We start from the raw sequence: 24,516 nt of genomic DNA on the forward strand, positions 1-24,516 counted from the left end.
CCTACGGAGTGCATGCAATATGGCGATGAACCCGCAAATAACGGTGGTGGAAGACGAGGAAGCGCTTTCGGTGCTGCTTCGCTACAATCTGGAAGCCGAAGGCTATGAAGTCGACACCGTGCTGCGTGGCGATGAGGCGGAGATCAGGTTGCAGGAGCGCGTTCCCGACCTGCTGATCCTCGACTGGATGCTGCCGGGCATCTCCGGGATCGAGCTCTGCCGCCGTCTGCGCGCCCGGCCCGAGACAGAACGGCTGCCGATCATCATGCTCACTGCCCGCGGCGAGGAAAGCGAACGTGTGCGGGGCCTGGCGACCGGCGCCGACGATTACGTGGTCAAGCCTTTCTCGACGCCGGAATTGCTCGCCCGTGTCAGGGCGATGCTGCGCCGCGCGCGGCCGGAGGTTATTTCCAGCCAGCTCAAGGTCGGCGACATCGAACTTGACCGCGAAACCCACAGGGTCAAACGGCGCGGACGCGACATCAAGCTCGGACCGACCGAGTTTCGCTTGCTGGAATATCTGATGAGTTCGCCCGGGCGGGTCTATTCCCGCGCGCAATTGCTCGACGGCGTCTGGGGTCACGATGTCTATGTCGACGAACGCACCGTGGACGTGCATGTCGGCCGGCTGCGCAAGGCGGTCAATCTGTCAGGCATGCGCGACACCATTCGCACCGTGCGCGGCGCCGGGTACTCGATCGAGGCCTGACCACCGGCTACCAGTTTGTGCGTTGGCAGGCAGATGTAGACAAAAAACCCGGGCGTCAAAACCCGGGCTTTTGCAGTCATGGCAGGCCGCGGTTCAGCGGGCGCGCTTGCGCTCGCTTGACGGCTGAAACGCCAATTTTGCATGATAGCTGCAGTATGGCGAGGCATCGCCTGAATCATTGCCGCAGAAGTGGAAGTCGTCCTGCAGGGGGTCTCCGACCGGCCATTTGCAGGTCCGCTCGGAAAGTTCCACCAGCGTCAGCCGGCGTGAAATCGGCACGACCACGTCGTCCACGGGACGCGTATCGACCTCTTCGGATGCAACAACATCCAGATCCTGTTTCAGCGCGGCGCCGCCGCTTGAGCGGCCGACTGGCCGCGCTGTCTGTGTCGAAGCCGTGCGGCCTGCATAGTTCGGCGCACGCGGTGCAGCGGTGGTGCGCTTGGTGCGTACCGTTGCCTGTCCGCCGCTTTTGGCACGACCGGGCAGATTGAGCCGGTGCACCTTGCCGATCACGGCATTGCGGCTGACGCCGCCAAGTTGTGCCGCGATCTGGCTAGCGCTGAGCCCGTCCGCCCAGAGTTTCTTGAGTCTTTCGACTCTTTCATCAGTCCAGTTCATAAAATACTCTCCCTGTATCCCGTATTTCGGGATGGCAGAATCCCTCACCATCGCCCCGGACGACCGGAGCTTGAAAACTCGGTTTCAGTGAGGTGAATAGTGTCCGCCGCGAACCTCTATTTCATGATCTCAACTTAGTGGTCGGCAGACTCCGTGACAAGAGTCCGCCGAATCATGCTGATTCCTTTTTGCGGTTTTCCCCAACTTACGCAGGGAGTGCAAAAACATACCAGTTATTACTAAATTAGCGGGCAAAGGTCGAAGTTCAACGCAGTTGGAGAAGCCGAAGCCGGCTCGTGTTACGGTGCGCCGTGTCTCATTGACAGGCCATGTTGAAATGTAAATAGTGCCCTCGCCGCCCCGAAAAGGCGGCATTTTGGTTTTCCGGCAACCCCTTGTCTGGTTGGCGGCCATGGCGGTCGCTGGGAGGGGGCATTGCATTTTGTTCGGTCTCTAACGAGGAGAGAAGCGCCATGGCCGATGCCAAGCCGCTTTATGATACATACAACCGTGTTCCGATCGTATTCGAGCGCGGGCACGGTGTCTGGCTGGAAACCCCCGAGGGGGAGCGCTATCTCGATTTTGCGGCTGGCATTGCGGTCAATTCACTTGGTCACACACACCCGCATCTGGTCGAAGCGCTGAAAGCCCAGGCCGACCGTGTGTGGCATCTCTCCAACGTGCACGAAATTCCCGGCCAGTCGCGCATGGCCGAGCGCCTGACCGAAGCGACTTTTGCCGACAAGGTGTTCTTCACCAATTCCGGTGCCGAGGCTCTGGAATGCGCCATCAAGACTGCCCGGCGCCATTTCCATGTCAAGGGTCAGCCCGACCGCTATCGCATCGTCACTTTCGAGGGCGCGTTCCACGGCCGTACCCTGGCGACCATCGCAGCCGGCGGGCAATCCAAATATCTTGAAGGCTTCGGCCCCAAGGTCGAGGGCTTTGATCAGGTGCCGTTTGGTGACATCCAGGCGTTGAAGGCTGCCATCACCGACAGCACTGCCGCCATCCTTGTCGAACCGGTGCAGGGGGAGGGCGGTATCCGTCCGCTGTCCAACGAACAGCTGCGTGAGTTGCGCACCCTGTGTGACCGGAATGGCATCCTGATGATCCTCGATGAGGTCCAGTCGGGTGTCGGGCGTACTGGCAAGCTGTTTGCCCACGAATGGGCCGGCATCGAGCCCGACATCATGGCGGTGGCCAAAGGTATCGGCGGCGGTTTCCCGTTCGGTGCCTGCCTTGCCACGGCAAATGCGGCGGATGGCATGACGCTTGGCACCCACGGCACCACCTATGGCGGTAACCCGCTGGCCATGGCGGTGGGCAACGCCGTTCTCGACATCATTCTCGATGAAGGCTTTCTCACCCACGTCAACGATGTTGCCCTGGTGCTGCGCCAGGGTCTGGCCTCGCTCAAGGATCGCTATCCCGATCTGATCTCCGAAGTGCGGGGCACGGGCCTGATGCTCGGCATCAAATGCGCAAAGTCGAATGCGGATCTGGTGCAGGCAATGCGCAATGAACACCTGCTGGCAGTCCCTGCCGGAGATAATGTTGTCCGTCTGTTGCCGCCATTGATCGTCACCGCCGAAGAAGCCCGCGAAGCAATTTCCAGAACAGAGGCCGCGCTCGACTTGTTGTCACGAAGCGGCACCGCCAACTGAACGGACTGGATTACATGACCAAGACTACATCCGCCGGCAACCGCCATTTTCTCGATCTCGCCGCTGTCAGCGCGGCGGATTTGCGCACCATCATGGACGCGGCGCGTACGGCGAAGACTGCCACCGAAGCGGATCGCCCGCTCGCGGGCAAGATGTTGGCCATGATTTTCGAAAAACCGTCGACCCGCACCCGCGTGTCGTTCGACGTCGGCATGCGCCAGCTCGGCGGCGAGACGCTTTTCCTGTCAGGCACCGAAATGCAGCTTGGAAGGGCCGAGACCATTGCCGACACGGCCAAGGTGCTCTCACGCTATGTCGACCTGATCATGATCCGTACACTTGATCATGAGCGCATGCTCGAACTTGCCGAACACGCCACGGTGCCGGTCATCAATGCACTTACCGACGACACCCACCCCTGCCAGATCATGGCTGACATCCTGACCTTCGAGGAACATCGCGGCCCGATCAAGGGCAAGACGCTGGCCTGGACCGGCGACGGCAACAACGTGCTGCATTCGCTCATCGAGGGCGCGGCCCAGTTCGGCTACCGCATGCGGATCGCAACGCCGGAGGGCTCGGAGCCAGACGCCAGGTTTGTCGAGTGGGCGCGCAAGCAGGGCGCCGAGATCGATATCAGCGCCGATCCGGACCGCGCGGTCAAGGGCGCGGATTGCGTGATCACCGACACCTGGGTCTCGATGAACCAGGAGCACAAGGCGCGTGGCCACAACGTGTTCTTGCCTTACCAGGTGAATGAGGAGCTCATGGCCAAGGCCAATCCGGATGCGCTGTTCATGCATTGCCTGCCGGCGCATCGTGGCGAGGAAGTCACCAATGAGGTGATGGACGGACCGCAATCGGTGGTGTTTGATGAGGCTGAAAATCGCCTGCATGCCCAGAAGGCTGTCATGCGCTGGTGCATGGGCGTATTGTAACGCCTCTGGCACTTGCCGTTCTTCGTGCCTATATGCTCGTTTTGAGATGTGCAGCCGGACCGGACCTTGCTGTCTGATGGCGGGCTGTGTCGCAACGAACAATCGGAATTTATGATGGAAACCGACATCCAAACCCACGGTGAAATCGCCTTCGCCGGAGACGACCGCGTCTTGCCGTTCGATGTGGATGGGCTCGACGTGCGTGGCCGCACCGTGCAGCTCGGTCCGATGATCGACGCAATCCTGGGGCGCCACTCCTATCCCGAACCGGTCGCCCGGCTGCTCGCCGAGGCCATTGCCCTGACGGTGCTGCTTGGCACCTCGCTCAAGTTCGAGGGCAAGCTCATTGTCCAGACCAAGGGCGATGGCCCCGTGGACCTGGTTGTTGCTGATTTCACCACGCCGGGAAACCTGCGTGCCTATGCCCGCTTTGACGAGCAACGTCTTGCCGAAGCACAGGCGTCGGGCGCCACGAGCCCCGCCGAACTGCTCGGCAACGGAATTCTCGCATTCACCATCGACCAGGGCGAGTACATGCAACGCTACCAGGGCATCGTCGAGATGAAGGGTGATACGCTGGAAGCCATGGCCGAAACCTATTTCCGCCAGTCAGAACAGATCCCGACGGTGGTCCGTCTCGCCGTGGCCGAACTGATCGACCGCGACGAGGAAGGCAAACCGCGTCACAGTTGGCGTGCCGGCGGTATTGTAGCCCAGTTTCTGCCCCAGGCACCGGAACGGATGCGCCACCCCGATCTTCCCGGCGGAGATGCGCCGGAAGGCCACGAGGGCGCGATCCACAACGAGGACGACAGCTGGACCGAGGCGAAGGTGCTCGTCAGCAGCGTCGAACCCGGCGAACTGACAGACCCAGAGGTTGGTGCCGAGCGGCTGCTCTACCGGTTGTTTCACGAGCGTGGCGCGCGGACCTATCCGCCGGTTCCCGTGTTCGACAAGTGCAGCTGTTCGCGTGAACGGCTAGGCGAGGTCCTCAGCGGTTTTTCCGACGAAGAGATCACCGACAGCGTGGAAGACGGCGTGATTACCGTGCAGTGCGAATTCTGCTCGACGGCCTATCGTTTTGATCCCGCCGAAATCCGGCGCTAAGCTGCTTTCCGCAGGAACATGACGAAACTTTAATTTGCCACGCACCGTCGTTGCGTTACCTGTTTGCCAACGGAGAAACGCAATGCTCGACAAGGCAGACAGTCGCTTGGATGTACCGGCCCGGACCCCGCGCGGCCAAGCTGCGTCGGTACGCAGCCGGTTTCTGCGGCCGTTGGTGCAGTTCGCGCTGATGGCGCTCGTGCTTGCCGGGGCCTGGGTTGCAATGGAGCGCCTGGTGGCGTCGAAGAAGGAACGCACGCCGCGCGCCTTCACGCCTTTGGTCTACACTGTCGAGACGGCCACCGCCGAGCGCGCCGACAACCGGCCGGATATCCGGCTTTACGGCCAGGTCGAGACCGGTCGCGACGTCGATCTGCGCGTTGCCGTGAGCGGCGACGTGGTCGAGATCCATCCTGATCTTGACGCCGGACGGCGTGTTACCCGGGGCTCGTTGCTGCTGCGCGTGGATCCCTTTGCCTATGAGGGGGCGCTGGTGGAAGCGCGCGCAAATCTCGCCTCCACCCGTGCCGCAATCGCCGAGATAGATGCGCGGCTGGCGTCCGAACGCGAGCAGCTGGAAGCGGCAGACGTCCAGCTGGAGCTCGGTCGGGCTGATCTCGAGCGGGCGCTGTCGCTCTCGCAAACCGGCGCTTTGACCGACAAGGAAGTCGATGCAAGGCGCCTGGTCGTCTCCCAGCGCGAACAGGCATCGAGCCAGCGCCGCAGCAATATCCTCATCGCCGAAGCCCAGCGTAGCCAGCAGGAAGCCAATGCCGAACGGCTGGAATGGAAAGTCCGAGAAGCCGAGCGCAAGTTGCAGGAAACTGCGCTCGTCGCCCCGTTCGACGGCATCATTTCTGACGAAACGGTCGAAACGGGGCGCTCGGTCAACGCCAACGAGGTAGTGGCTTCGATCTATGACGATACTGCTCTTGATGTGAAATTCACACTGACCAATGCTCAGTATGGGCGCATGGCGACGGATGCCGACCCCTTGATTGGCCGCGGGGTCGATCTGAGCTGGACGGTCGGCGGCACCAATTACACATGGCCCGCAACCATCGACCGGATCGGTGCCCGCGTGACTGCTGAGCGTGGCGGCGTCGAGGTCTTTGCCCGCATCGGCGAAGCAGATAACCCGGTGCGGTTGCGCCCCGGTGCGTTTGTTTCGCTCACCGTGCCGGACCGGATCTGGCCCGAAACCTTCCGCCTGCCCGAGACCGCGGTGCGCAATTCCGATCATGTTTTCGTGGTGGTGGACGGCAAGCTTGAGCGGCGGGACGTGCGGCTGATCGCCTGGGATGGCGAGGATGCCATCCTCGACGGGGACCTGAACGCCGGCGACAAGGTTCTCGTCACCCGGCTGACCGAGGCTTCGGAAGGGGTCAGCGTGCGCCAGCCCTCTGACGAACAAGCGCCATCGGACGCACTCTCTGCCAACGGAGAAACCCCGGATGTTGCTCAATGAGCGTGCGCGAAGCGCCGGGCCGAGGATTGCTCGCTGGCGGTGGTCTGGTCAGCACCTTCATCCGCCATCCAAACGCGGCCAATCTCCTGATGGTGCTGATGATCCTCTTCGGCGCCTATTCGATTGCGCGCATCAACACCCAGTTCTTCCCCACCATCGACCGACCGGCGATCACCATCGGGGTTGCATGGTCTGGCGCCAGCGCGGAGGATGTCGAGACCAACATTCTGTCTCTGGTCGAGCCCGAAGTCCGCTACGTCTCGGGTGTCGATCGCATGACGTCGACCGCCTCGGAAGGCTCGGCCAGTATCCGGCTCGAATTTGCCGATGGCACAGACATGACCCAGGCGATGACCGACGTGGAAACGGCGGTCAAGGCGGTCGGCAACCTGCCCGAAGACAGTGAAGATCCGACCATCACGAGATCCGTTTTCTTCGATACCGTTGCCAAGCTCGCCGTGTTCGGCGATGCCGATGAGGTGGTCAAGCGTGCCTGGGCCAAGCGCATTCGAGACGACCTGATTGATCGCGGCATCGACAAGATCGACTTCACCGGCCTGCGCAGCGCCGAGATCCGCGTCGAGGTGCCGGAGATTGAATTGCGGCGCTTGGACATGAAGATCTCCGATGTGTCTTCGGCCATCGCTGCCAACAGCCGCGACCTGCCCTCAGGCACGGTCGAGGGTGCCGTCGACCGGCAGCTTAGAACGCTCGCAGAAGCGCAAGGCGCGCGCGAACTTGCCGATATCGAGGTCAAATCCTTCCCCAGCGGCGAGAAGGTCCTGCTTGGCGACATTGCCACCATCACTGATGGATTTGATGCCGACGACATCCGCGGTCTCGCCAGCGGCTCGCCTGCAATCGAACTTGATGTCCGCCGCGCGCCGACGGCCGACACGCTCGAGACCGCGTCGATCCTCTCAAGCTATATAGACGAGATCACCCCGCAATTGCCGCCGGGCGTCGAAATAGCAACCTACGAAGTTGCCTCGGATGCGCTGGCGGCGCGGATTTGGCTGTTGGTCAAGAACGGGCTTGGCGGCCTGCTTGTTGTTGTCGCGATCCTGTTCCTGTTTCTCAATGCCCGCATTGCCTTCTGGGTTGCGGCAGGCATACCCGTCGCGATGCTGGCGACCATCGGCTTCATGTATGCCTTTGGTCAGACCATCAACATGATCTCGCTGTTCTCGCTGATCATGATGCTCGGCATCATCGTTGACGATGCCATCGTCGTCGGCGAGCACACGGCCACGCGGCTGCAGATGGGCGACGATCCGTATACGGCGGCGGAAAACGGTGTCGGCATGATGTTCACCCCGGTGATTGCCGCCATGTCGACAACGCTTGCGGCCTTTGCGCCGATCCTGATCATCGGCGACACCATCGGCCAGATGATGGCGGTGCTGCCGGTGGTGGTGATCGCGGTGCTGGTTTCGAGCCTTCTTGAATGTTTCCTGGTCCTGCCCGGGCACCTTGCCAACTCCCTGTCCGGGCGCAGCCCGCCGGGCTGGTCCTGGTGGCGCCAGTTCCTGATCGCACTTGTGCTTATGGTGTTTCTCACCAGTGTGTCGGGGCGTCTGGCCGCGGATCTGGCTCTGGGAGCAAGTGACACCGACCTGCGTGCTGCCGCACGGAACTTCGCTGAACTTCCGCAGGCAGGCCGGATGGCGCTGATGGTGGCGGTCTCACTGGCCATGGCGACCTTTATGGAATGGGCTCTTCTTGCCTTGCGCCGTCGCCAGGGCCGGGCAGGGGGACGGCCTGAAGAGGCTGGCGAAAGCCGCTTCCGCCGTGCCTTCGACTACGGTTTCGACCGCTTCCGTGATGGCGGCTTCAACAGGCTGGTGCAGCTCGCCTGGAACTGGCGCTATGTCACGCTTTCAATAGCCATTGCCATGGTCATGGTGCTTGCCATCGGCCTGTCCCGCTCCGGGCGCGTCGAGTTCGTTTTCTTCCCATCGCCTGAAGCCGAAAATATCTCCGGCACCATCATCTTCAACGCCGGTCTGCCGGATGAGATTGCACTCAATGCTATTGCAGCACATGAAAAGGCCCTCCGGGAGGCTGACAGGGCCCTGTCGGGGAATGGAACTTCCTCGATCAAGGCGGTCTTCACCACTTTCGGCGCCTCGGGCCGCAGCGGCAGCACCACGGCACGTATCAAGGTGCAGCTGACCACATCCGAAGAGCGCGACGTGCGCACGCCTGATATTGTCAATGCCTGGCGCAAGGCCGCGCCCGATATCGCCGGAATTACCCGCTTTGCCGTGGCGCAATTCCGCGGCGGGCCTCCGGGCCGGGACATCGAAGTCAGGCTGCAGGGTGAGCGTGTGGCGGCATTGAAGACGGCGGCCGCTGATGTGGTGGCTCTGCTGTCAGGCATCAATGGCGTCACCGGGCTGGATGACAACCTGCCCTGGGGCAAGCCGGAACTTGTCATGCAATTGACGCCCCAGGGCGCGGCGCTGGGCTTTTCCATCGAGGATGTCGGAAGACAGATCCGCAATGCCTTTGACGGATCGGTTCCGTTCCGGTTTCCGCGTGCCGATGACGAGGTCACCGTGCGGCTGGTACAAGAGCCAGCCTCTCCCGGGTCTCAGGCCCTGCGTGATTTCGAACTCAGAAGCCCTGGTGGCACCTTCGTGCCCTTGGCGGAAGTGGTCGACATGACCGAGCGGCAGGGCTTCTCCGCCATTCAGCGCCGCGACGGAAAGAGCACGATCTCCGTGACCGGCGACCTCGATCCCGCCGTCACCACCACGGGTGCGGTGGTCGAGCAACTGACGACCAGCGGCGATCTCGATCTGATCGCAGCACGCCACGGGGTCAGCTACACATTTGGCGGCCGGTCGGAAGAACAGGAGGCCGCCTTCAGCGACCTGCAGATCGGCGTCGCCGTGGCACTCAGCGTGATCTACATCATTCTCGCCTGGGTGTTCGCCAGCTACTGGCGACCCATCGCGGTGCTCCTGATCATCCCGTTCGGCATTGTCGGTGCAATCTTCGGCCACTGGCTGCTCGGTTATCAGCTGACCATCCTTTCCTTCATCGGCCTGTTGGGCCTGGCGGGAATTCTGGTCAACGATTCCATCATCCTGGTTGCCCGGCTTGAGGAGCGCCGCGCTGAAGGCGACACACTCGCCCAGGCTGCGGTTGGCGCCAGTCGTGACCGTCTGCGCGCGGTATTGCTGACCTCGCTGACCACCATCGGCGGGTTGCTGCCTCTGCTTTATGAGACCAGCCTGCAGGCACAGTTCCTGTTACCGATGGCGATCACCATCGTCTTCGGCCTGGCCATGACCACATTGCTGGTCCTGTTCCTTGTGCCTGCCCTTGTCGGCATCGGCGATGACATCGCCCGTGCCTTCTCTTTCATCTACGGCAGGCGGCCCATGGCACAGCGGGCCTGATTGCGGTCAGGAGCGCCAGAAGCGCGGCAGGAACAGCACCAGCACCGTAAACAGCTCCAGCCGTCCCAGCAGCATGCCGGCCGAAAGCAGCCATTTCTGGATGTCGCTAAGCGACTGGAAATTGCCCGCCGGGCCGATGATGTCGCCCAGTCCGGGGCCGACATTGGAAAGCGCTGTTCCGGCGCCTGAGAGCGAACTGAGCGTATCGAGTCCGGTCAGCCTGAGCAGGATCGAAAGCACCACGAAAGACGCCATGAACAGGAAGAAGAAGCTCATCACCGAGGCAATGACGCGGTCCTGGATCGGTTTGCCGTTGAAGTGAGCGCGAAACACGCCATGCGGGTACATCACCTGGGAAACGTGCTGACGCACGCCCTCGATCAGCACCTGGAACCTGAAGATCTTGATGCCGCAGGAAGTGGAGCCGGCACAACCGCCGACAAACATGATGATGAAAAAGAACCCCACTGCATGCGGCCCCCACAGGCCATAGTCGGTTGAGGCGTAGCCGGTGCCGGTCACGATTGAGATCACGTTGAAGGCGGAATGCCGCAGCCCCTCTAGCCCGATATGGTTCCCGCTGAAATGCGCCATCATCCAGCCGGCAACAACGGCTACGCCGAGAAAGCTCATAAAGGCCTTGACCTGCTCGTCCCGGATGATCGGGCGGAACCGCCCCTGAAGCATTTGTACGTAGAGGATGAAGGGAATCGACCCCAGTACCATGAACACGACCGCGATCCATTCCACGCCGGCGTTCTGGAAATGTCCTATCGAGGCATCCTTGGTTGAAAATCCACCGGTGGCCACAGTGGTCATCGCATGGATCAGCGCATCATCCGCCGCCATGCCGACGGCCATGTAAGCGACGGCGCAGATGCCGGTCATGGCGATGAAGACGAGTGTGATCGAAGTCGAGATCTGCGTCGCCCGTGGCAGGATTTTTTCAGCCGTGTCGAAAGCTTCCGCCTTGAAGAGCTGCATGCCGCCGATCTGCAGCATCGGCAGCACGGCAATCGCCATGACGATGATCCCCAGTCCGCCAAGCCATTGCAGCAACCCGCGCCAGAACAGGATGCCCGGTGGTGCGTAGTCAAGGCCGGTGATCACCGTGGCGCCGGTGGTGGTCAGGCCGGACATCGATTCGAAAAATGCGTCGGTGTAGCTTGGCACGACACCTGACCACTGGAACGGCAGCGCCCCGAACGCAATCAGCGTCACCCATGACACCACCGTCATCAGCATTGCCTGGCGTGTCGAGAGACCCTTGGGGATGCCGCGATTGGCAGCAAACAGAGCAAGCCCCACCAGCATCGTTATCGTGCCGGAGCTGGCAAAGATCATCCAGTCGTCATTGTCAGCGGCGATATCGACCAGCGCAGGCAGAAGCATGGCAAAGCCCAGCGTCGCCACCAGCAGGCCGGTGACCAGCATCACCGGGCGGAATTCGGCGAAGGCGGTCAATTCAGTGTTCTTGCCATGCCCGGTAGGTCCAGCGAAAAGGCCGGGATCTCGACATCGAACAATTCGCCCGCGGCAGATTGCATTTGGTAAGTGCCGACCATGACGCCGGACGGTGTGTCCAGCGGGCAGCCAGAGGAGTATTCATAGGTATCGCCGGGGCCAAGCACTGGCTGTTCGCCGACCACTCCAGCTCCGCGAACTTCGTCGACGATGCCGTTCTCGTCGGTGATCTTCCAATGCCGGCTTTGCAGCTGCACGATCTCTTCGGAATTGTTGACGATGACAATACGGTAACCCCAAACATAACGCCCGTCCTCGGGGTCCGATTGGTCCTCGAGATAGTAGGGTTCCACCGTCACTTCTATTTCACGTGTTACTGCACGATACATCAGTCACTCCTTGCGACACTCATTCTACAGAGAGGTCCCCGCGTCAAGCGTTGCAGCGCAACCAAAACTCACGGAAATGCGGTTTGCCGTGACATGAATGTGATGACCTCAAGCCTGCGCCGGAGGTGACGTACGGAACCGGCCGCGCTATCACATGCGGCAAAAAGGAAAATGACACCATGATGGACGGGACCGCCCGCAAGTTTATCCAGCCGCCTCTGGACCGGATCGGAGCCTGGTTGGCCGCACAGGGCGTGAAAGCCAATTACGTCACGGTCTTTGCCTGCCTTGTGGGTCTTGCAGCGGCGGGGCTGGTCACGGCGGGATACATGCTCGTGGCGCTGGTGTTGATTGTAATCAGCCGGATTTGCGACGGATTGGATGGTTCGGTGGCTCGAGCAAGCCGTCCGACCGATTTCGGCGGTTATCTCGATATCACGCTTGATTTCGTGTTTTACGGTGCGGTGCCACTGGCCTTCGTTGTCTACGATCCCGCTGCCAATGCCTTGGCCGGTGCTGCCTTGATCTTCTCGTTTTACGTCAATGGTGCGAGTTTCCTCGCCTATGCCGTGGTCGCCGAAAAACGTGGGCTCAGCACCACGGCGCGCGGCGTCAAGTCGATCTATTTCACCACCGGTCTCGCCGAAGCCAGCGAGACCTATATCGTGTTCGCAATTTTCTGCCTCTGGCCGGCCTGGTTTGCGCCGGTAGCCTGGGTGTTCACCGTCATCTGCCTTTACACCGCGATCTCGCGGGTCGTGCAGGCGCGGGCTGAGTTCCCGAACTAGTGCTAGCCTAGAGACCTGAGAGCGCGTGATCGAGATCCTCGATGAGATCGTCGGCGTCTTCGATCCCCATCGAAAGACGCAACACGCCGGGCCCGATGCCGAGTTCGGCACGGGCTTCTTCGGCAAGATTCTTGTGCGTGGTGGTGGCCGGATGTGTGATCAGGCTTTTGGTATCTCCAAGATTGTTTGAGAGCTTGATCACCTCGAGCTTGTTCTGCATCGCGAACGCTGCCGGTTTGCCGCCCTTGAGTTCCAGAGCGACCAGTGTCGAGCCGCCCTTCATTTGCCGGGCACAGATCTCCGCCTGCGGATGGTCGGCGCGGCCGGGATAGATTACCCGCGTAATCGCCGGGTGGTCTGCGAGGAAGTCAGCTACCTTGGTCGCGTTTTCGGTCTGCTGGCGCACCCTCAGCGGCAGAGTTTCCAGACCCTTGAGCAGCGTCCATGCATTGAAGGGCGACAGTGACGGGCCGGTGTGCCGGAAATAGTCGTGCAGGTTCTCGTCGATCCAGTCCTTGTCCGACAGGATTACCCCGCCCAGGCAGCGGCCCTGACCGTCAATATGCTTGGTCGCCGAATAGGCCACAATATGGGCGCCAAGTTCGAACGGCTTCTGCATCAACGGCGTGGCAAACACGTTGTCGACCACAAGCTTGGCGCCGATCTGATTGGCGAGCTTGGCAACCCCGGCGATATCGACCACCTCAAGTGTCGGGTTGGTCGGGCTTTCGAGGAAAAACACTTTGGTATTAGGCCGGATAGCGGCCTCGAAATTGGTCAGGTCGCGGCCGTCGACGAGAGTTGATTCAACGCCGTAGCGGGGCAACAGCGTTTCGACGACCCAGCGGCAGGAGCCGAACAGTGCGCGGGCGGAAACAACGTGGTCGCCCGCCTTGAGCTGGCACAGCAGCGCTGCCGAGATCGCCGCCATGCCCGAGGCGGTGGCGCGCGCATCTTCCGCACCTTCCATCGCGCACATGCGCTTTTCGAACATGTCGTTGGTCGGATTGGCATAGCGCGAATAGATGAAACCCGGATCTTCGCCCTTGAACCTCGCTTCCGCGGCTTCGGCGCTGTCATAGACGAAGCCCTGGGTCAGAAAGATCGCTTCGGAGGTCTCGCCAAATCCTGAACGGCTGGTGCCGCCATGCACGAGCTGGGTCGCGGGGCGGAGGTGTCGGGTGCTTGTCATGATCCTGGTCCACACACAAAAATACCGGCTTGCGAAGTCGCCAGCCGGTTTTGCAACCCGACCATTTTAGCGACTTGTTTAACGTGGCTGCAAGCCGGTCGGCCAAATCACCACGGGATAACCGCGCTTTTAAGCGGTTCCGCCGCTTGCGTCAATCGCTTCGCCTTGTCATCAAGGCATCAGGCAATTTGGAGCATTGAGATCTTGGCAGAGGGTATTCTCTCCGACAGCGCGATTCAGGCGCTCTTTGATGCGGCAAGGCTTGTCTCCGGCCGGCCTCTTGATGCCGATCAGATCCAGCCTGCGAGCCTTGACCTGAGGCTGGGCGCAAGGGCTTACCGGGTGCGCGCCAGTTTCCTGCCCGGCCCAACAGCCACGGTTGAAGACAAGCTCAAGCGGCTGAGCATGCATGAGATCGATCTTTCGGCCGGCGCCGTGCTGGAGACCGGTTGCGTCTACATCGTCCCCTTGCTCGAAAGCCTCGATCTGCCGTCGGAGATCTCCGCTTCGGCAAACCCGAAAAGCTCGACCGGGCGGCTGGACATCTTTACCCGCGTCATGACTGATCACGGCCAGGAATTCGACAAGATCGCGCCGGGTTATACCGGGCCGCTCTGGCTCGAGGTCAGCCCGCGAACGTTTCCGATCGTGGCGCGCACCGGTTCACGCCTGTCGCAGATCCGCTTTCGCAAGGGCCATGCCGTGCTGGGCGAGGATGAGCTGTCGGCGCTTCACACCGCCGAAATGCTGGTTGCGTCCGAAACTCCGAATGTCTCGGGCGGCGGCATTGCGCTGTCGATCGACCTGATGGGGCAGGGCGATGATGGGCTGATCGGTTATCGCGGCAAACATCACACCGCAGTTGTCGACGTCGACAAGCGCGCGGCCCAAGAGGTGTTCGATTTTTGGGAGCCGCTGTACAATCGCGGATCCGCCGATCTGATCCTCGATCCCGACGAGTTCTATATTCTGGTAAGCCGGGAGTCGGTGCATGTGCCGCCACTATATGCCGCGGAGATGACCCCGTTCGATCCGCTGGTCGGTGAGTTCCGGGTGCATTATGCCGGTTTCTTCGATCCCGGCTTCGGTCACAGCGAAGCGGGCGGTGCTGGAAGCCGGGCTGTACTCGAAGTACGCAGCCACGAGGTTCCCTTTATTCTCGAACACGGTCAGATCGTCGGGCGCCTGATTTACGAGAAGATGCTGGAGCGCCCCGCTGCCCTTTATGGATCGGGTCTGGGCTCGAACTATCAGGCCCAGGGCCTGAAACTGTCCAAGCATTTTCGAGCCTGAGCAGGCGTCGCGACTTCCGGACTTGCCTGATCAGGACGGCCGCGCGGCATCTGCCTGCATCGCCTTGAGCTCGTTGAGGTCCTTGCGGATCGCTTTCAGCTCCTTGAGCATCGCGGTCTGGTCCGACGCGATCGCCTCGCGGTCAGCCGAGGCCTCTGCGTCGTGTTCCTCCTGCATGGCCGAGACGATGATGCCGATGAACAGGTTGAGCACCGTGAACGTGGTGCTGGCAATGAACGGAATGAAAAACGCCCAGGCCATCGGGTAGACTTCCATCACCGGGCGGACAATGCCCATTGACCAGCTCTCCAGCGTCATGACCTGAAACAGCGAATAGGCTGAAGCCGGGATCGAGCCGAACCACTCGGGAAAACTGTCACCATAAAGCTTGGTCGCCATCACCGAGAAAACGTAGAACACAAGCGTCAGGAGCAGCATGATCGAGCCCATGCCAGGCAGGGCGCTGACCAGACCGCCGACCACGCGCTTGAGTGACGGGACCATGCTGATGATCCTCAATACTCTGAGGATGCGCAGAGCGCGCAGTACCGAAAGCCCGCCGGTGGCCGGGACGAGCGCCACGCCAACCACGACCAGGTCGAAGATCCGCCAGGGATCACGGAAGAAATCCAATCGCCAGGCCAGCAGCCGTGCGGCCACTTCAACAACAAAGACGCCAAGAATGAGCCGGTCTAGAACCGTCAGCAGTCCACCAAACATCCGCACCGCTTCCGGCACGGTCTCGAGCCCTAGCGTGATCGCGTTGATAACGATCAGAACGGTGATGACGTTTTCAAAGCGGCGTGAGGAAAGAACGGATTTCAGCTGGTTCATGGGCCGTCATTTGGTTGAAGCGTGGCGCCATCCATATGAGGTCGGTCCCACATCCAGTCAACCCGGTCTTGGCAGGCAATGCGGCTTGACAGCGCTCCGGATCAGCGCCATTGCTCTTTTCGGCTCTCGCGGGTGTAGCTCAATGGTAGAGCAGAAGCTTCCCAAGCTTAAGACGAGGGTTCGATTCCCTTCACCCGCTCCATGCCCGGCGTATCCTTTTTTATGCCAGTGGTTTTTGTGAGTGCTGCCCATTCCGGTGTGGCAGCATGCGGCGTCTTCTCCCACAGATGCGTGTTCGACATGAGCTGCCCCAGGGCCCGCCAGCCAGCCAATGACATCATGAACCAGTAGGCAGGTGTCAGAAAGAACCACGGCACTTTCATTCTGGCCTGTTCGTGGCTGGTAAAGCCGCGCCATCCCATGGCAATAAATATGAGATAGCTGCCACCGATATTGGCGAGGTCGATCCACACCAGTGCGCTGTGCAAAGTCGAAACGGACGCGGACGAAGCGCCTGCCAGCCAGGCCAGGGTGAAGCCGATGAACACGAACATCAGCGGATGGGCAAGTGCGGACACCAGCATGCCGGCAATCATCAGCTGAAAGATCGCGAACCCCGGCATCCCCAGTGCTCTCATAGTACGGCCGGGCCTGCGCATGGCCACCAGCCAGGTCTGGGCCCAGCCCTTGAGCCAGCGGGTGCGCTGGCGGGTCCATACGCCGAGTGTGGTCGGAGCGGACTCGACCGTGGCGCTTTTGAGCGTGCCGGTCCGGTAACCGCGCGCATACAGCCGTAGCCCGAGGTCTGCATCTTCCGTCACATTGTGCGGATCCCAGCCGCCAACCGATTCCAGCGCCGCTCGCCGAAAATGGTTGGAAGTGCCGCCCAGCGGGATTGGCATGCGGGTTCGCGCCAGAAACGGGATGAGAACCCGGAACAGGCCGCTGTATTCGAGCGCGAACAGCCCGGAAATCCAGCTTGTCCGCATGTTTGCGATCGCCAGCGGGGCCTGGACGCAGCCGAGCCGGGAGTCGCCGTCACGAAAGGCCGCCCAGGCTTCAAGCAATTGTCCCGGAGCGGGCTTGTCCTCCGCGTCATAGACCGCGACCAGCGAACCGCGCGCGCCCTGCAGCGCGTATTGCAGGGCTTTCGGCTTGGTGCGCGGACCGAAATCCGGGATGCGCAAGATCTCGCAATGCGGACCCAGTTTCTGCTCCAGCAGAGCCTGGATGGTCGCTGAGTCATCAGCCTCGCAGACATATTTGACATCCAGCAGGCTCCTGGGCCAGCGCAGGGCGGACATTCGTGAAACCAGTGCCGGCACCATTTCGGCCTCGTCATGCAAGGCAATCAGCACCGTGTAGACGGGCAGGCTGCGTCTCTCCCACGGCTTTGCTACCGGCTTTCGGGCGGGCTTGAAGCCTGCAGCCAGCAGTGCGGCCAGGCGGAGCAGGATACCACCGGAAAAGAACATGGTCAGGATGACATGCAGCACGGTGAAGGCCAGGAACGGCCAGAGCATGAACCCGGTGGCCGAAAGGTAGACTGCCAAGGCCAGAACGAAGCCCTGGGGACCGGTCAGGACACGGCGCGCACTTGCATCCTGCTGATCCTGATCCAGCTCGAAGGTGATCTTTCGCACGCGGTCGGAGGCGCCTGTCTGCCAGACGGCGCGTCGGATGGTTGCCGGCGAGGCGACCACAAGCTGGTCGCGCAATGCGGGCGTGCTGGCGAAACGGGCTTTGTCCTCTCCGAGGCTTCTTGCTTCGGGAACGATGACGGTGACCTGTCTACCCGCGCGTGACAACCGTAACGGTCCGTCCCGGTGCAGCAGCACATCCACTGACCGCAGCCGCACCACCTGATCGGGATCGATCTCGCTGAGATAGGGAAGCCCAAGCTCACCCGCCAGCCAGCAGTAATAGAGCTCGGAATCAATCACGCCTTCCGCGATCAGCTCCTTCTCGATCGAAGTGGCATTGACCTTTGCGGCTGCTGCTGCGGCACTGACCTGCGGTTTTCCGATGCCGCACTTGAGAAAAAAGCGCGCTTCCGAACTTCGTGCCGCCGGTGGAGGACCTCGCGAAAGCGGTGTGCCGTGTGTATTGCGGAAACTTGTTGTGCGGTTTGCAGTCATCTCCGGTTCGCTGAAACCGGCAAAGCGGTGTTCTGTGCTTTTGTTTGGGGCCATGACTCTGATAAACACATGACGGTTGCAGCGGGATGATAAATCTATGGTAGTGGAAGCGCGCAGGATTGTACCCCTAGTATTCAAGGGTATTTCGCGTATAACTTGCGCATTGGTTGTTTTTTTTGCGGCCGCTCTGCCACTGGCGGGCGCAGGCGAAATGCTTGTGCCCAACTACACCGATCCGCGAGAGCGCATACCTGTACCCGACCTGACAGCCTACAGCCGCATTCGGTTCGTCACCACGGTGGATTTTCCGCCCTTCAGTTTTCTCGATCAGACCGGTCATCTCACCGGGTTTCACATCGACCTGGCGCGCGCCATCTGTGATGAACTCGACATGCTGCCTCGCTGTCAGATCCAGGCGCTCCCTTGGGGAGAGCTGGAAAGCGCATTATCAAATGGCCAGGCCGAGGCCTTGATATCAGGCCTGGCGATCACTGCCGAAAGCCGCAACGACTTTCGCTTCACGCGCCCCTATCTGACTTTACCCGCCCGCTTCGCCGTCAAGAGTGAAACGGTTCGCGAACTCGACAATGCCAAGGCGCTGGCCGGCAGGCGGGTCGGCGTGCTCGGCGGCACGGCGCACGAAGCCATGTTGCGCGACTGGTTTTTGGAGCTGAAACCGGTAACTTTTTCACGGCCCCAATGGATGTTCGACGCCCTCAAGGCCGGCAGCATAGATGCCGTGTTCGGCGACGGCCTGCAATTGTCCTTCTGGCTTTCAAGCCAGTCGGCACAGGGCTGCTGCCGTTTTCTTGACGGCCCCTATGTCTCCCAGGCCCATCTCGGCGAAGGACTGGCCATTGCTGTGCGGCGGCGCAATGCGCCACTGAGCCAGGCTTTCGACCATGCGCTCTCCGCGCTCAGCAGAAACGGCCGCTTCACCGAACTTTATCTGCGTTGGTTCCCCAACGGGCTCTATTGATCGGGTTTTCGCGGTGGTCGCGGCTTCGGCGGAAACCGGAAGGGCAGGACCAGCGTCCAGACGAGCCCGGCGGTACGGCTGTCGCGCCATTCCGCAAGCCCGATCTCGATGCCGGTATTGCCCAGGCGCGGTGCCTGCGTGTAGGTCGAAAACAGCCGGTCCCATATCGCCAGGTTGAAACCGTAGTTGGAATCGGTTTCGCGTAGGTCGGTTGAATGGTGAATCCGGTGCATGTCGGGTGTGACGATGACCAGCCGCAGGACCGCGTCCACCGACTTTGCCAGCTTGATGTTGGCGTGGTTGAACATGGCGGCGCCATTGAGCACGATCTCGAAAACCAGCACCGCCACCGGCGGCGCCCCCAGGGCGATGATAACGGCGGCTTTCCAGATCATCGACAGAACGATCTCGAGCGGATGGAACCTGAGCGCCGTGGTCAGATCGAAACCCGTATCGGCATGGTGCATGCGGTGGATGCGCCACAGCAGCGGCCATTTGTGGCTCACCACATGTTCGAGCCAGACCGCGAAATCGAGCACGATGAATGCCAGTATACCTGCAACCCATGCCGGAAGACCGAGCATCGGAAACAGCCCGAGCCCGTTGCTCTGCGCCCATAGCGCTGTTCCCACCGCGGCCAGCGGAAACACGATCCGGAGCGCCACCGAAGACAGCACCACCATTGCCAGATTGGTGACCCAGCGCCGTGACTTGAGTGCCCCGCGCATTTCGTCGCGCTCAAGCCGTGGAGCCGCAAGCTCGATGGCAGCAAGCGTGATGAAGATCGTGGAGAAGGCCAGTAGCCGGATCACCGGCTCAGAGAGGCCGAACAGCGACATTCCATATCTCCGTTTCGTGGGACCGCCTTCTCATGCCATAGCTTACCGCAAGGCGCGAAACACGATCCGGTGAGACGACTGCGGCACGACAGCGCAGGGCATATGGCCGGGTAATCAGATGCGCCTGAACCGGGCTATGGCGCTGCGTTCGATTGCCGCGCAGGTGAGCTTGTCCAGGCCCAGCCGGTCGCGCAGCATCTGCAGCAGACGGATTTCTTCCTGCTGGATGTTGTAGTCGGCCGAGGCGACCTCGACGGCGAGAGCGTAGGCCGTGTCGTAGGATTTCGGCGGTACTGCGTCGCGGACAACCTCGAGCACGATGTCGAGCCCTTCAGAACCCTTGAGCAGCTCTGCAGCAGCGCGAGTGACCCCGATCAGCCGCTCCGTGTCAAACCCCTCGAATACGGGAAGGAAGGTGACCAAACGGCCAATGCGCGCCATCTCCGCATCGTTCATGGCCTTGTCGACAGCGGACATCGTGACCATGAGATAGATCAAGGCGTCATGGGCAGTTACACGTTCGGTCATGGGCAGTTTCTCTCCTGAATGTGTCCACTAGATAGGTACCGCGATCGCGGCACACAAGCCTCAAAGCCGTGATGGATCTAAAGGCGGCGTGCAGGGCCATGAAGCCGAATCTGCTCAGCCGCTGCGTCCTGATGGAGCTGGTCTACTGGCTGGCCCAGATGATGCGCGCGATCCAGTCGATCTCGCTGACATCGAAGCTGCGATTGGGGTGGTCGGTGTTGAGCGATATCAGCTCGATGGAGCGCGGTGTCTGGCGGTTAAGTACCTTGGCCATTACCTCGCCCTCGCGTGAACGCACGACCACCCGGTCCCCGCGCCTGATCTGCGCTCCCGGCTCGACGATGAGAATATCGCCATCCCGGTAGAGGGGCATCATGCTTTCGCCCTGCACCTCAAGGGCGTAGACGCCGGGTCGTCCGGCGGGTTGCGCAGGGAAATCAACGACGTCCCAGCCCTGGCCTGCGGGAAAGCCGCCATCGTCGAAGAAACCGCCGGAACCTGCCTGGGCAAATCCGAGCAGTGGAATGGAACCCGTCTGTGGAGGAAAGGCACCTTCCGGAAAGCCGTTCTCCGCCACCGGGCGTTCACCGCGCACAAGACCCATGAAATCATCGAGCGAAGAACCGGTGGCCTCAAGCACCTTGGACAAGGACTCCGTCGAGGGCCAGCGCTGGCGCCCATCAGCGCCAGACCGCTTGGACTTGTTGAAGGCAGTCGGATCCAACCCGGCGCGCCGGGCCAGTCCCGAGGCCGTCAGGCCGTGACGTTCGGCAAGCGCGTCGAGCGCTGACCAGATGCGTTCATGCGAGAGCATGGTCGAGGGTTCCCGCGGTTCAGAACAAAAGCCGGGCATTTCCAAAATCAAGCCCGTATCACGCTTTCTACATGATCAGCACCGGTCACGTAAAGGCGAATAGGAAAAATATCCTCACTGCTGACCGGGCTCTGCCGGCTCCGCCTGTTCAATGCGGGCGGATGGGGTTGCGCCCGGTGCTCAGTGCCTGCTCGAGCAGTTCAATCCGGTCCTGCCCCCAGAACGGTTCGCCATTGAGCACATAGGTTGGTACACCCACGGCGTCGGCAGCGATTGCGTCCTGCGAGTTGCGCTCGCGAATGGCGGCGATCTCGTCGGTCTTGGCATCAAGCAGCGCAGGCCGTGCATCAAGCCCCACCTGCGAAAGATAGGATGTCAGAACCGTTTCATCGGCAATATTGTCATCATTGGCCCAGACACCAGCGAGCACCTTACCCACGAAGTAGCGAGGATCATGACCGGTCTCGACCAGAGCAATGATGACCTTGTCGGCAAGCGCGGCATCCACCGGCCAGTGCAGCGGCGTGGTCTTGATCGGCAGCCCGCGCCAGGCGGCGAGTCGTTGCAGCTCGATCAGTCGCAGCCTTTGCCGTACAGGGGGGCGCTGGCCGGGAGGCACGGCGCCAGACACGGCCCACAAGGCACCAAGATTGACCGGCTTGTAGTTCAGCGTCGCCTTGTGCCGCTCTGCCACCTCGCACAGGAGGTTATGGCCAAGATAGGTGAACGGAGATGCGCAATGAAAATAGTAGTCGATGACATGCATGCGATGGGCCTCCCTTTGGCCAGCAGTGCCGACCGGAGCTTGTTCCGGCAAGGCTGTCACGGCAATTTGGCCCTCCATCATGGGTCTTCGGGGTTAATTTTCTGGCTATCTTGCAAGCCGACACGCCCGCTTGCGACCGTATCGCCAGTTGCGCCATCGTCACCGGCTGCGCGCAGGCGGGTTTGCGAGTTTCGGAACTGACCGGATTTCCGCGTTCCAACCGCGAGGTCGACTACGAGGTCTATGTTGGCAATCAGGCGCCACTGCCGCTGTGCTACACGCTGATTGCCACGAAAGCCTGACAACAAAAAAGCGGGCCCGAAGGCCCGCTTGAAAACTGGGGTGTAGCTGCGGGGCTTACGCCGCAGCCTTGTCTTCCCGGTAAGGGTCGAAGCGCTCATAGAAGGTCTCACCCTTCTCGGCCATTTCGACCAGCAGCTTCGGTGCCTTGAACTGCTTGCCGTACTTGCGCGCCAGCACCTTGCACATGTCGACAAAGGCCTTCGCGCCCATGGTGTCGATATAGCTCAGTGCACCGCCGGTATAGGGGGCAAAGCCGAAGCCGAGGATCGTGCCGATATCGGCCTCGCGCGGGTCGGTGACGATGCCTTCTTCCACCGTACGGGCCGCTTCGAGTGCGATCGCCGCGAGGAAGCGGTTCTGCAGTTCCTGGACGTCAATCTTGGCTGGATCCTGCTGCGGATAGAGCGTCTTGAGTTCAGGCCACAGGTGCTTCTTGGCAGGTTTTGCCGGATAGTCGTAAAAGCCCTTGCCGTTCTTGCGTCCAAGCCGGCCTTCCTTCTCGACCATCCGTTCAACCAGCTCGAGATGACGTGGATCGACGGCTTTTTCGCCAAGGTCGGCTATAGTGGCACGGACAATCTTCAGCGACAGGTCGATCGCAACCTCGTCATTGAGAGAAAGCGGTCCGACCGGCATGCCGGCCATCTTGGCGGCATTCTCGATCATTGCCGGCGGCACGCCTTCGGCCAGCATGTTGTAGCTTTCGTTCATGTAGCGCAGCACGCAGCGGTTGACGAAGAAGCCGCGCGTGTCGTTGACCACGATCGGGGTCTTCTTGATCGCGGCAACATAGTCGAGCGCGACGGCCAGTGCCTTGTCCGACGTCTTGCGGCCAAGAATGATTTCGACGAGCATCATCTTGTCGACCGGCGAGAAGAAGTGAATGCCGATGAAGTTCTTCGGACGCTTCGAATTCTTGGCAAGACCGGTGATCGGCAATGTCGACGTATTGGAGGCATAGACCGTGGTCGGGCGGATCTGCTCTTCGATCGATTCCGTCACCGCCTTCTTGACGTCGCGGTCCTCGAACACGGCTTCGATCACCAGATCGGCATCGGCCAGGTCGGCATGATCGGTCGACAGGCTGATCAGCGACAACAGCTTATCGCCCTCTTCCTTGGTGGTCTTGCCCTTCTGGACACCCTTTTTGACAAGGTCCTCGGAATAGGCCTTGCCCTTGGCGGCGGCTTCCATGTCCCGGTCGATCAGCACAACCGGAATGCCGGCCTTGGCTGTGACATAGGCAATGCCTGCGCCCATGAAGCCGGCGCCGACGACGCCAATCTTGCGGAACTTGGTCTGCTTGATGCCTTCGGGACGGCGGGCGCCCTTGTTGATTTCCTGCAGTGAGACAAACAGAGAGCGGATCATCGACTGGGCTTCGGGTGTCTGCAGGATATGGCTGAAATAGCGCTGCTCGATCTTCAGCCCGGTGTCGATGGGAACCTGCAGGCCTTCGAACACGCTCTGCAGGATCGCCTTGGCGGCTGGGTAGTTGTCCTGCGTTTCACGGCGCAGGATCGCAGACGCCGCAGGCCAAAGCTGGGCGCCCTGGGCCGACCAGATCTTGCCGCCGGGCAGCTTGAAGCCCTTGACGTCCCAGGGGGCGACCGGCGACAGGCCGTTCTTGATCATTGCCTTGGCGGCCGAGATCAGCTTCTTCGGCTCGACCACTTCATGCACCAGACCCATGGCCTTGGCGCGGGCCGGTGTCAGCGACTGGCCGGTGGTCATCATCTGCAGCGCGTCCTGCGCATTGGTCAGGCGCGGCACCCGCTGGGTTCCGCCGGCGCCCGGGAAGATACCGACCTTGACTTCGGGCAGCGCCAGTTTCACCGAGGGCGAATCCGCCACCACGCGGCCGTGGCAGGCGAGCGACAATTCGAAAGCGCCACCCATGCATACGCCGTTGATCGCAGACACCCACGGCTTGCGGCAGGTCTCGATCTTGCGGTAGAGCCAGCTCATCCGGCCGACCTGATCGAACAGCATCTGCTGGGCATTGTCCGGGTTGGTGCGCTTTTCTTCCGCCATGCCCGCCAGCATCGTCTTCATCATGGTCAGGTCGGCGCCGCCGGAAAAGGTCGTCTTGCCGGAAGTGAAGACCACGCCCTTGACTGCGTCATCGGCGACAAAGCGGTCAACCAGCGCATCAAGCTCTTCGAGAGCTGCCTGGGTGAAGACGTTCATCGACCGGTCAGCCATGTCCCATGTGACCAGCGCGATGCCGTCATTGTCGACGTCTACTGTGTAAATATCATTGCTCATT

At 61.2% G+C, this 24,516-nt stretch carries 21 protein-coding genes, 1 tRNA gene and 1 riboswitch; of the genes, 11 read left to right on the plus strand and 11 right to left on the minus strand.

Annotation, left to right across the window (positions count from 1 at the left end):
• The first annotated feature begins 25 nt into the window (after window positions 1-25).
• Entirely contained in the window at window positions 26-709 is a 684-nt protein-coding gene (gene phoB, locus CRO46_RS14755) for a phosphate regulon transcriptional regulator PhoB (RefSeq protein ID WP_097108701.1), read from the plus strand.
• A 93-nt stretch (window positions 710-802) separates the two neighbouring features.
• Here the strand turns inward: phoB and CRO46_RS14760 are convergent, their stop codons facing one another.
• Window positions 803-1,330: a GcrA family cell cycle regulator gene (locus CRO46_RS14760; RefSeq protein WP_097108544.1), complete on the minus strand. Its 528-nt coding sequence runs from the start codon at window positions 1,328-1,330 to the stop codon at window positions 803-805.
• 473 nt (window positions 1,331-1,803) lie between these two features.
• Here CRO46_RS14760 and CRO46_RS14765 point away from each other — a divergent pair, with 473 nt between their 5' ends.
• The 5 genes from CRO46_RS14765 (at window position 1,804) to CRO46_RS14785 (ending at window position 9,920) form a co-directional block, all read left to right on the plus strand.
• The gene (locus tag CRO46_RS14765; protein WP_097108545.1) at window positions 1,804-2,997 is read left to right on the plus strand and encodes an aspartate aminotransferase family protein; all 1,194 of its coding nucleotides are present in this window, start codon (window positions 1,804-1,806) and stop codon (window positions 2,995-2,997) included.
• 14 nt (window positions 2,998-3,011) lie between these two features.
• The gene (argF, locus tag CRO46_RS14770; protein WP_097108546.1) at window positions 3,012-3,935 is read left to right on the plus strand and encodes an ornithine carbamoyltransferase; all 924 of its coding nucleotides are present in this window, start codon (window positions 3,012-3,014) and stop codon (window positions 3,933-3,935) included.
• Between the two features lie 114 nt (window positions 3,936-4,049).
• The gene (locus tag CRO46_RS14775) at window positions 4,050-5,042 is read left to right on the plus strand and encodes an Hsp33 family molecular chaperone (RefSeq protein WP_097108547.1); all 993 of its coding nucleotides are present in this window, start codon (window positions 4,050-4,052) and stop codon (window positions 5,040-5,042) included.
• Between the two features lie 82 nt (window positions 5,043-5,124).
• Entirely contained in the window at window positions 5,125-6,510 is a 1,386-nt protein-coding gene (locus CRO46_RS14780; protein ID WP_097108548.1) for an efflux RND transporter periplasmic adaptor subunit, read from the plus strand.
• Complete coding sequence (locus tag CRO46_RS14785; RefSeq protein WP_097108549.1) at window positions 6,507-9,920, plus strand: efflux RND transporter permease subunit; 3,414 nt, start codon at window positions 6,507-6,509, stop codon at window positions 9,918-9,920. Before CRO46_RS14780 ends, CRO46_RS14785 begins: the two co-directional genes overlap by 4 nt.
• Before the next feature lie 6 nt (window positions 9,921-9,926).
• Here CRO46_RS14785 and CRO46_RS14790 read toward each other — a convergent pair whose 3' ends face one another.
• Both CRO46_RS14790 and apaG read right to left on the minus strand, forming a co-directional pair.
• Window positions 9,927-11,384 carry a TrkH family potassium uptake protein gene (locus CRO46_RS14790; protein WP_244577908.1) on the minus strand — a complete coding sequence of 486 codons (1,458 nt, stop codon included), beginning with the start codon at window positions 11,382-11,384 and terminating at the stop codon, window positions 9,927-9,929.
• Window positions 11,381-11,773 (minus strand): Co2+/Mg2+ efflux protein ApaG, encoded by a 393-nt coding sequence (gene apaG / locus CRO46_RS14795; protein WP_097108550.1) that lies wholly within the window; start codon window positions 11,771-11,773, stop codon window positions 11,381-11,383. The genes CRO46_RS14790 and apaG overlap by 4 nt, the downstream gene beginning before the upstream one ends.
• Window positions 11,774-11,952: 179 nt before the next feature.
• On the opposite strand from apaG, the gene CRO46_RS14800 reads away from it, so the two are divergent.
• Window positions 11,953-12,561, plus strand: a complete 609-nt coding sequence (locus CRO46_RS14800) for a CDP-alcohol phosphatidyltransferase family protein (RefSeq protein ID WP_097108551.1) — start codon at window positions 11,953-11,955, stop codon at window positions 12,559-12,561.
• Window positions 12,562-12,568: 7 nt separating this feature from the next.
• On the opposite strand, the gene CRO46_RS14805 is transcribed toward CRO46_RS14800, so the two are convergent.
• A complete protein-coding gene (locus CRO46_RS14805; protein ID WP_097108552.1) occupies window positions 12,569-13,753 on the minus strand; it encodes an O-succinylhomoserine sulfhydrylase in 1,185 nt (394 codons plus the stop codon).
• A gap of 45 nt (window positions 13,754-13,798) precedes the next feature.
• Window positions 13,799-13,877, minus strand: a riboswitch (SAM riboswitch).
• 80 nt (window positions 13,878-13,957) lie between these two features.
• On the opposite strand from CRO46_RS14805, the gene CRO46_RS14810 reads away from it, so the two are divergent.
• Entirely contained in the window at window positions 13,958-15,046 is a 1,089-nt protein-coding gene (locus CRO46_RS14810) for a 2'-deoxycytidine 5'-triphosphate deaminase (protein WP_179759077.1), read from the plus strand.
• Window positions 15,047-15,076: 30 nt separating this feature from the next.
• Here CRO46_RS14810 and CRO46_RS14815 read toward each other — a convergent pair whose 3' ends face one another.
• A complete protein-coding gene (locus CRO46_RS14815) occupies window positions 15,077-15,880 on the minus strand; it encodes an ion transporter (protein ID WP_097108553.1) in 804 nt (267 codons plus the stop codon).
• Between the two features lie 128 nt (window positions 15,881-16,008).
• Between CRO46_RS14815 and CRO46_RS14820 the strand changes: the two genes are divergently transcribed.
• Window positions 16,009-16,082, plus strand: a tRNA-Gly gene (locus tag CRO46_RS14820).
• Here CRO46_RS14820 and CRO46_RS14825 read toward each other — a convergent pair.
• Window positions 16,048-18,018, minus strand: a complete 1,971-nt coding sequence (locus CRO46_RS14825) for a glycosyltransferase family 2 protein (protein WP_179759078.1) — start codon at window positions 18,016-18,018, stop codon at window positions 16,048-16,050. The two genes, CRO46_RS14820 and CRO46_RS14825, sit on opposite strands and share 35 nt — an antisense overlap.
• A gap of 211 nt (window positions 18,019-18,229) precedes the next feature.
• On the opposite strand from CRO46_RS14825, the gene CRO46_RS14830 reads away from it, so the two are divergent.
• Complete coding sequence (locus CRO46_RS14830) at window positions 18,230-18,997, plus strand: transporter substrate-binding domain-containing protein (protein WP_244577909.1); 768 nt, start codon at window positions 18,230-18,232, stop codon at window positions 18,995-18,997.
• Here the strand turns inward: CRO46_RS14830 and CRO46_RS14835 are convergent.
• From CRO46_RS14835 to CRO46_RS14850, 4 genes are all read right to left on the minus strand, one after another.
• Complete coding sequence (locus CRO46_RS14835; RefSeq protein ID WP_097108556.1) at window positions 18,991-19,836, minus strand: sterol desaturase family protein; 846 nt, start codon at window positions 19,834-19,836, stop codon at window positions 18,991-18,993. The genes CRO46_RS14830 and CRO46_RS14835 overlap by 7 nt on opposite strands.
• A 114-nt stretch (window positions 19,837-19,950) precedes the next feature.
• Window positions 19,951-20,364, minus strand: a complete 414-nt coding sequence (locus CRO46_RS14840) for a tellurite resistance TerB family protein (protein ID WP_097108557.1) — start codon at window positions 20,362-20,364, stop codon at window positions 19,951-19,953.
• Window positions 20,365-20,506: 142 nt separating this feature from the next.
• Window positions 20,507-21,178 (minus strand): S24 family peptidase, encoded by a 672-nt coding sequence (locus CRO46_RS14845; protein WP_097108558.1) that lies wholly within the window; start codon window positions 21,176-21,178, stop codon window positions 20,507-20,509.
• 148 nt (window positions 21,179-21,326) lie between these two features.
• Window positions 21,327-21,944 (minus strand): 2-hydroxychromene-2-carboxylate isomerase, encoded by a 618-nt coding sequence (locus tag CRO46_RS14850; protein ID WP_097108559.1) that lies wholly within the window; start codon window positions 21,942-21,944, stop codon window positions 21,327-21,329.
• 110 nt (window positions 21,945-22,054) lie between these two features.
• Between CRO46_RS14850 and CRO46_RS14855 the strand changes: the two genes are divergently transcribed.
• On the plus strand, window positions 22,055-22,246 hold the full coding sequence (locus CRO46_RS14855; RefSeq protein ID WP_097108560.1) for a hypothetical protein: 192 nt from the start codon (window positions 22,055-22,057) through the stop codon (window positions 22,244-22,246).
• A 55-nt stretch (window positions 22,247-22,301) separates the two neighbouring features.
• Here the strand turns inward: CRO46_RS14855 and CRO46_RS14860 are convergent, their stop codons facing one another.
• The gene (locus CRO46_RS14860; RefSeq protein ID WP_097108561.1) at window positions 22,302-24,515 is read right to left on the minus strand and encodes a 3-hydroxyacyl-CoA dehydrogenase NAD-binding domain-containing protein; all 2,214 of its coding nucleotides are present in this window, start codon (window positions 24,513-24,515) and stop codon (window positions 22,302-22,304) included.
• Window position 24,516: the final 1 nt, after the last annotated feature.

Origin of the sequence: Parahoeflea halophila, assembly GCF_900220985.1 — a bacterium.
Classification (GTDB): domain Bacteria; phylum Pseudomonadota; class Alphaproteobacteria; order Rhizobiales; family Rhizobiaceae; genus Hoeflea; species Hoeflea halophila.

Bases quoted from the DNA above. Each gene is read 5' to 3' on its own strand.
- phoB (WP_097108701.1), top strand. From the start codon at position 26: ATGAACCCGCAAATAACGGTGGTGGAAGACGAGGAAGCGCTTTCGGTG.
- CRO46_RS14760 (WP_097108544.1), bottom strand. From the start codon at position 1,330: ATGAACTGGACTGATGAAAGAGTCGAAAGACTCAAGAAACTCTGGGCG.
- CRO46_RS14765 (WP_097108545.1), top strand. From the start codon at position 1,804: ATGGCCGATGCCAAGCCGCTTTATGATACATACAACCGTGTTCCGATC.
- argF (WP_097108546.1), top strand. From the start codon at position 3,012: ATGACCAAGACTACATCCGCCGGCAACCGCCATTTTCTCGATCTCGCC.
- CRO46_RS14775 (WP_097108547.1), top strand. From the start codon at position 4,050: ATGGAAACCGACATCCAAACCCACGGTGAAATCGCCTTCGCCGGAGAC.
- CRO46_RS14780 (WP_097108548.1), top strand. From the start codon at position 5,125: ATGCTCGACAAGGCAGACAGTCGCTTGGATGTACCGGCCCGGACCCCG.
- CRO46_RS14785 (WP_097108549.1), top strand. From the start codon at position 6,507: ATGAGCGTGCGCGAAGCGCCGGGCCGAGGATTGCTCGCTGGCGGTGGT.
- apaG (WP_097108550.1), bottom strand. From the start codon at position 11,773: ATGTATCGTGCAGTAACACGTGAAATAGAAGTGACGGTGGAACCCTAC.
- CRO46_RS14800 (WP_097108551.1), top strand. From the start codon at position 11,953: ATGATGGACGGGACCGCCCGCAAGTTTATCCAGCCGCCTCTGGACCGG.
- CRO46_RS14805 (WP_097108552.1), bottom strand. From the start codon at position 13,753: ATGACAAGCACCCGACACCTCCGCCCCGCGACCCAGCTCGTGCATGGC.
- CRO46_RS14815 (WP_097108553.1), bottom strand. From the start codon at position 15,880: ATGAACCAGCTGAAATCCGTTCTTTCCTCACGCCGCTTTGAAAACGTC.
- CRO46_RS14825 (WP_179759078.1), bottom strand. From the start codon at position 18,018: ATGACTGCAAACCGCACAACAAGTTTCCGCAATACACACGGCACACCG.
- CRO46_RS14830 (WP_244577909.1), top strand. From the start codon at position 18,230: ATGCTTGTGCCCAACTACACCGATCCGCGAGAGCGCATACCTGTACCC.
- CRO46_RS14835 (WP_097108556.1), bottom strand. From the start codon at position 19,836: ATGTCGCTGTTCGGCCTCTCTGAGCCGGTGATCCGGCTACTGGCCTTC.
- CRO46_RS14840 (WP_097108557.1), bottom strand. From the start codon at position 20,364: ATGACCGAACGTGTAACTGCCCATGACGCCTTGATCTATCTCATGGTC.
- CRO46_RS14845 (WP_097108558.1), bottom strand. From the start codon at position 21,178: ATGCTCTCGCATGAACGCATCTGGTCAGCGCTCGACGCGCTTGCCGAA.
- CRO46_RS14850 (WP_097108559.1), bottom strand. From the start codon at position 21,944: ATGCATGTCATCGACTACTATTTTCATTGCGCATCTCCGTTCACCTAT.
- CRO46_RS14860 (WP_097108561.1), bottom strand. From the start codon at position 24,515: ATGAGCAATGATATTTACACAGTAGACGTCGACAATGACGGCATCGCG.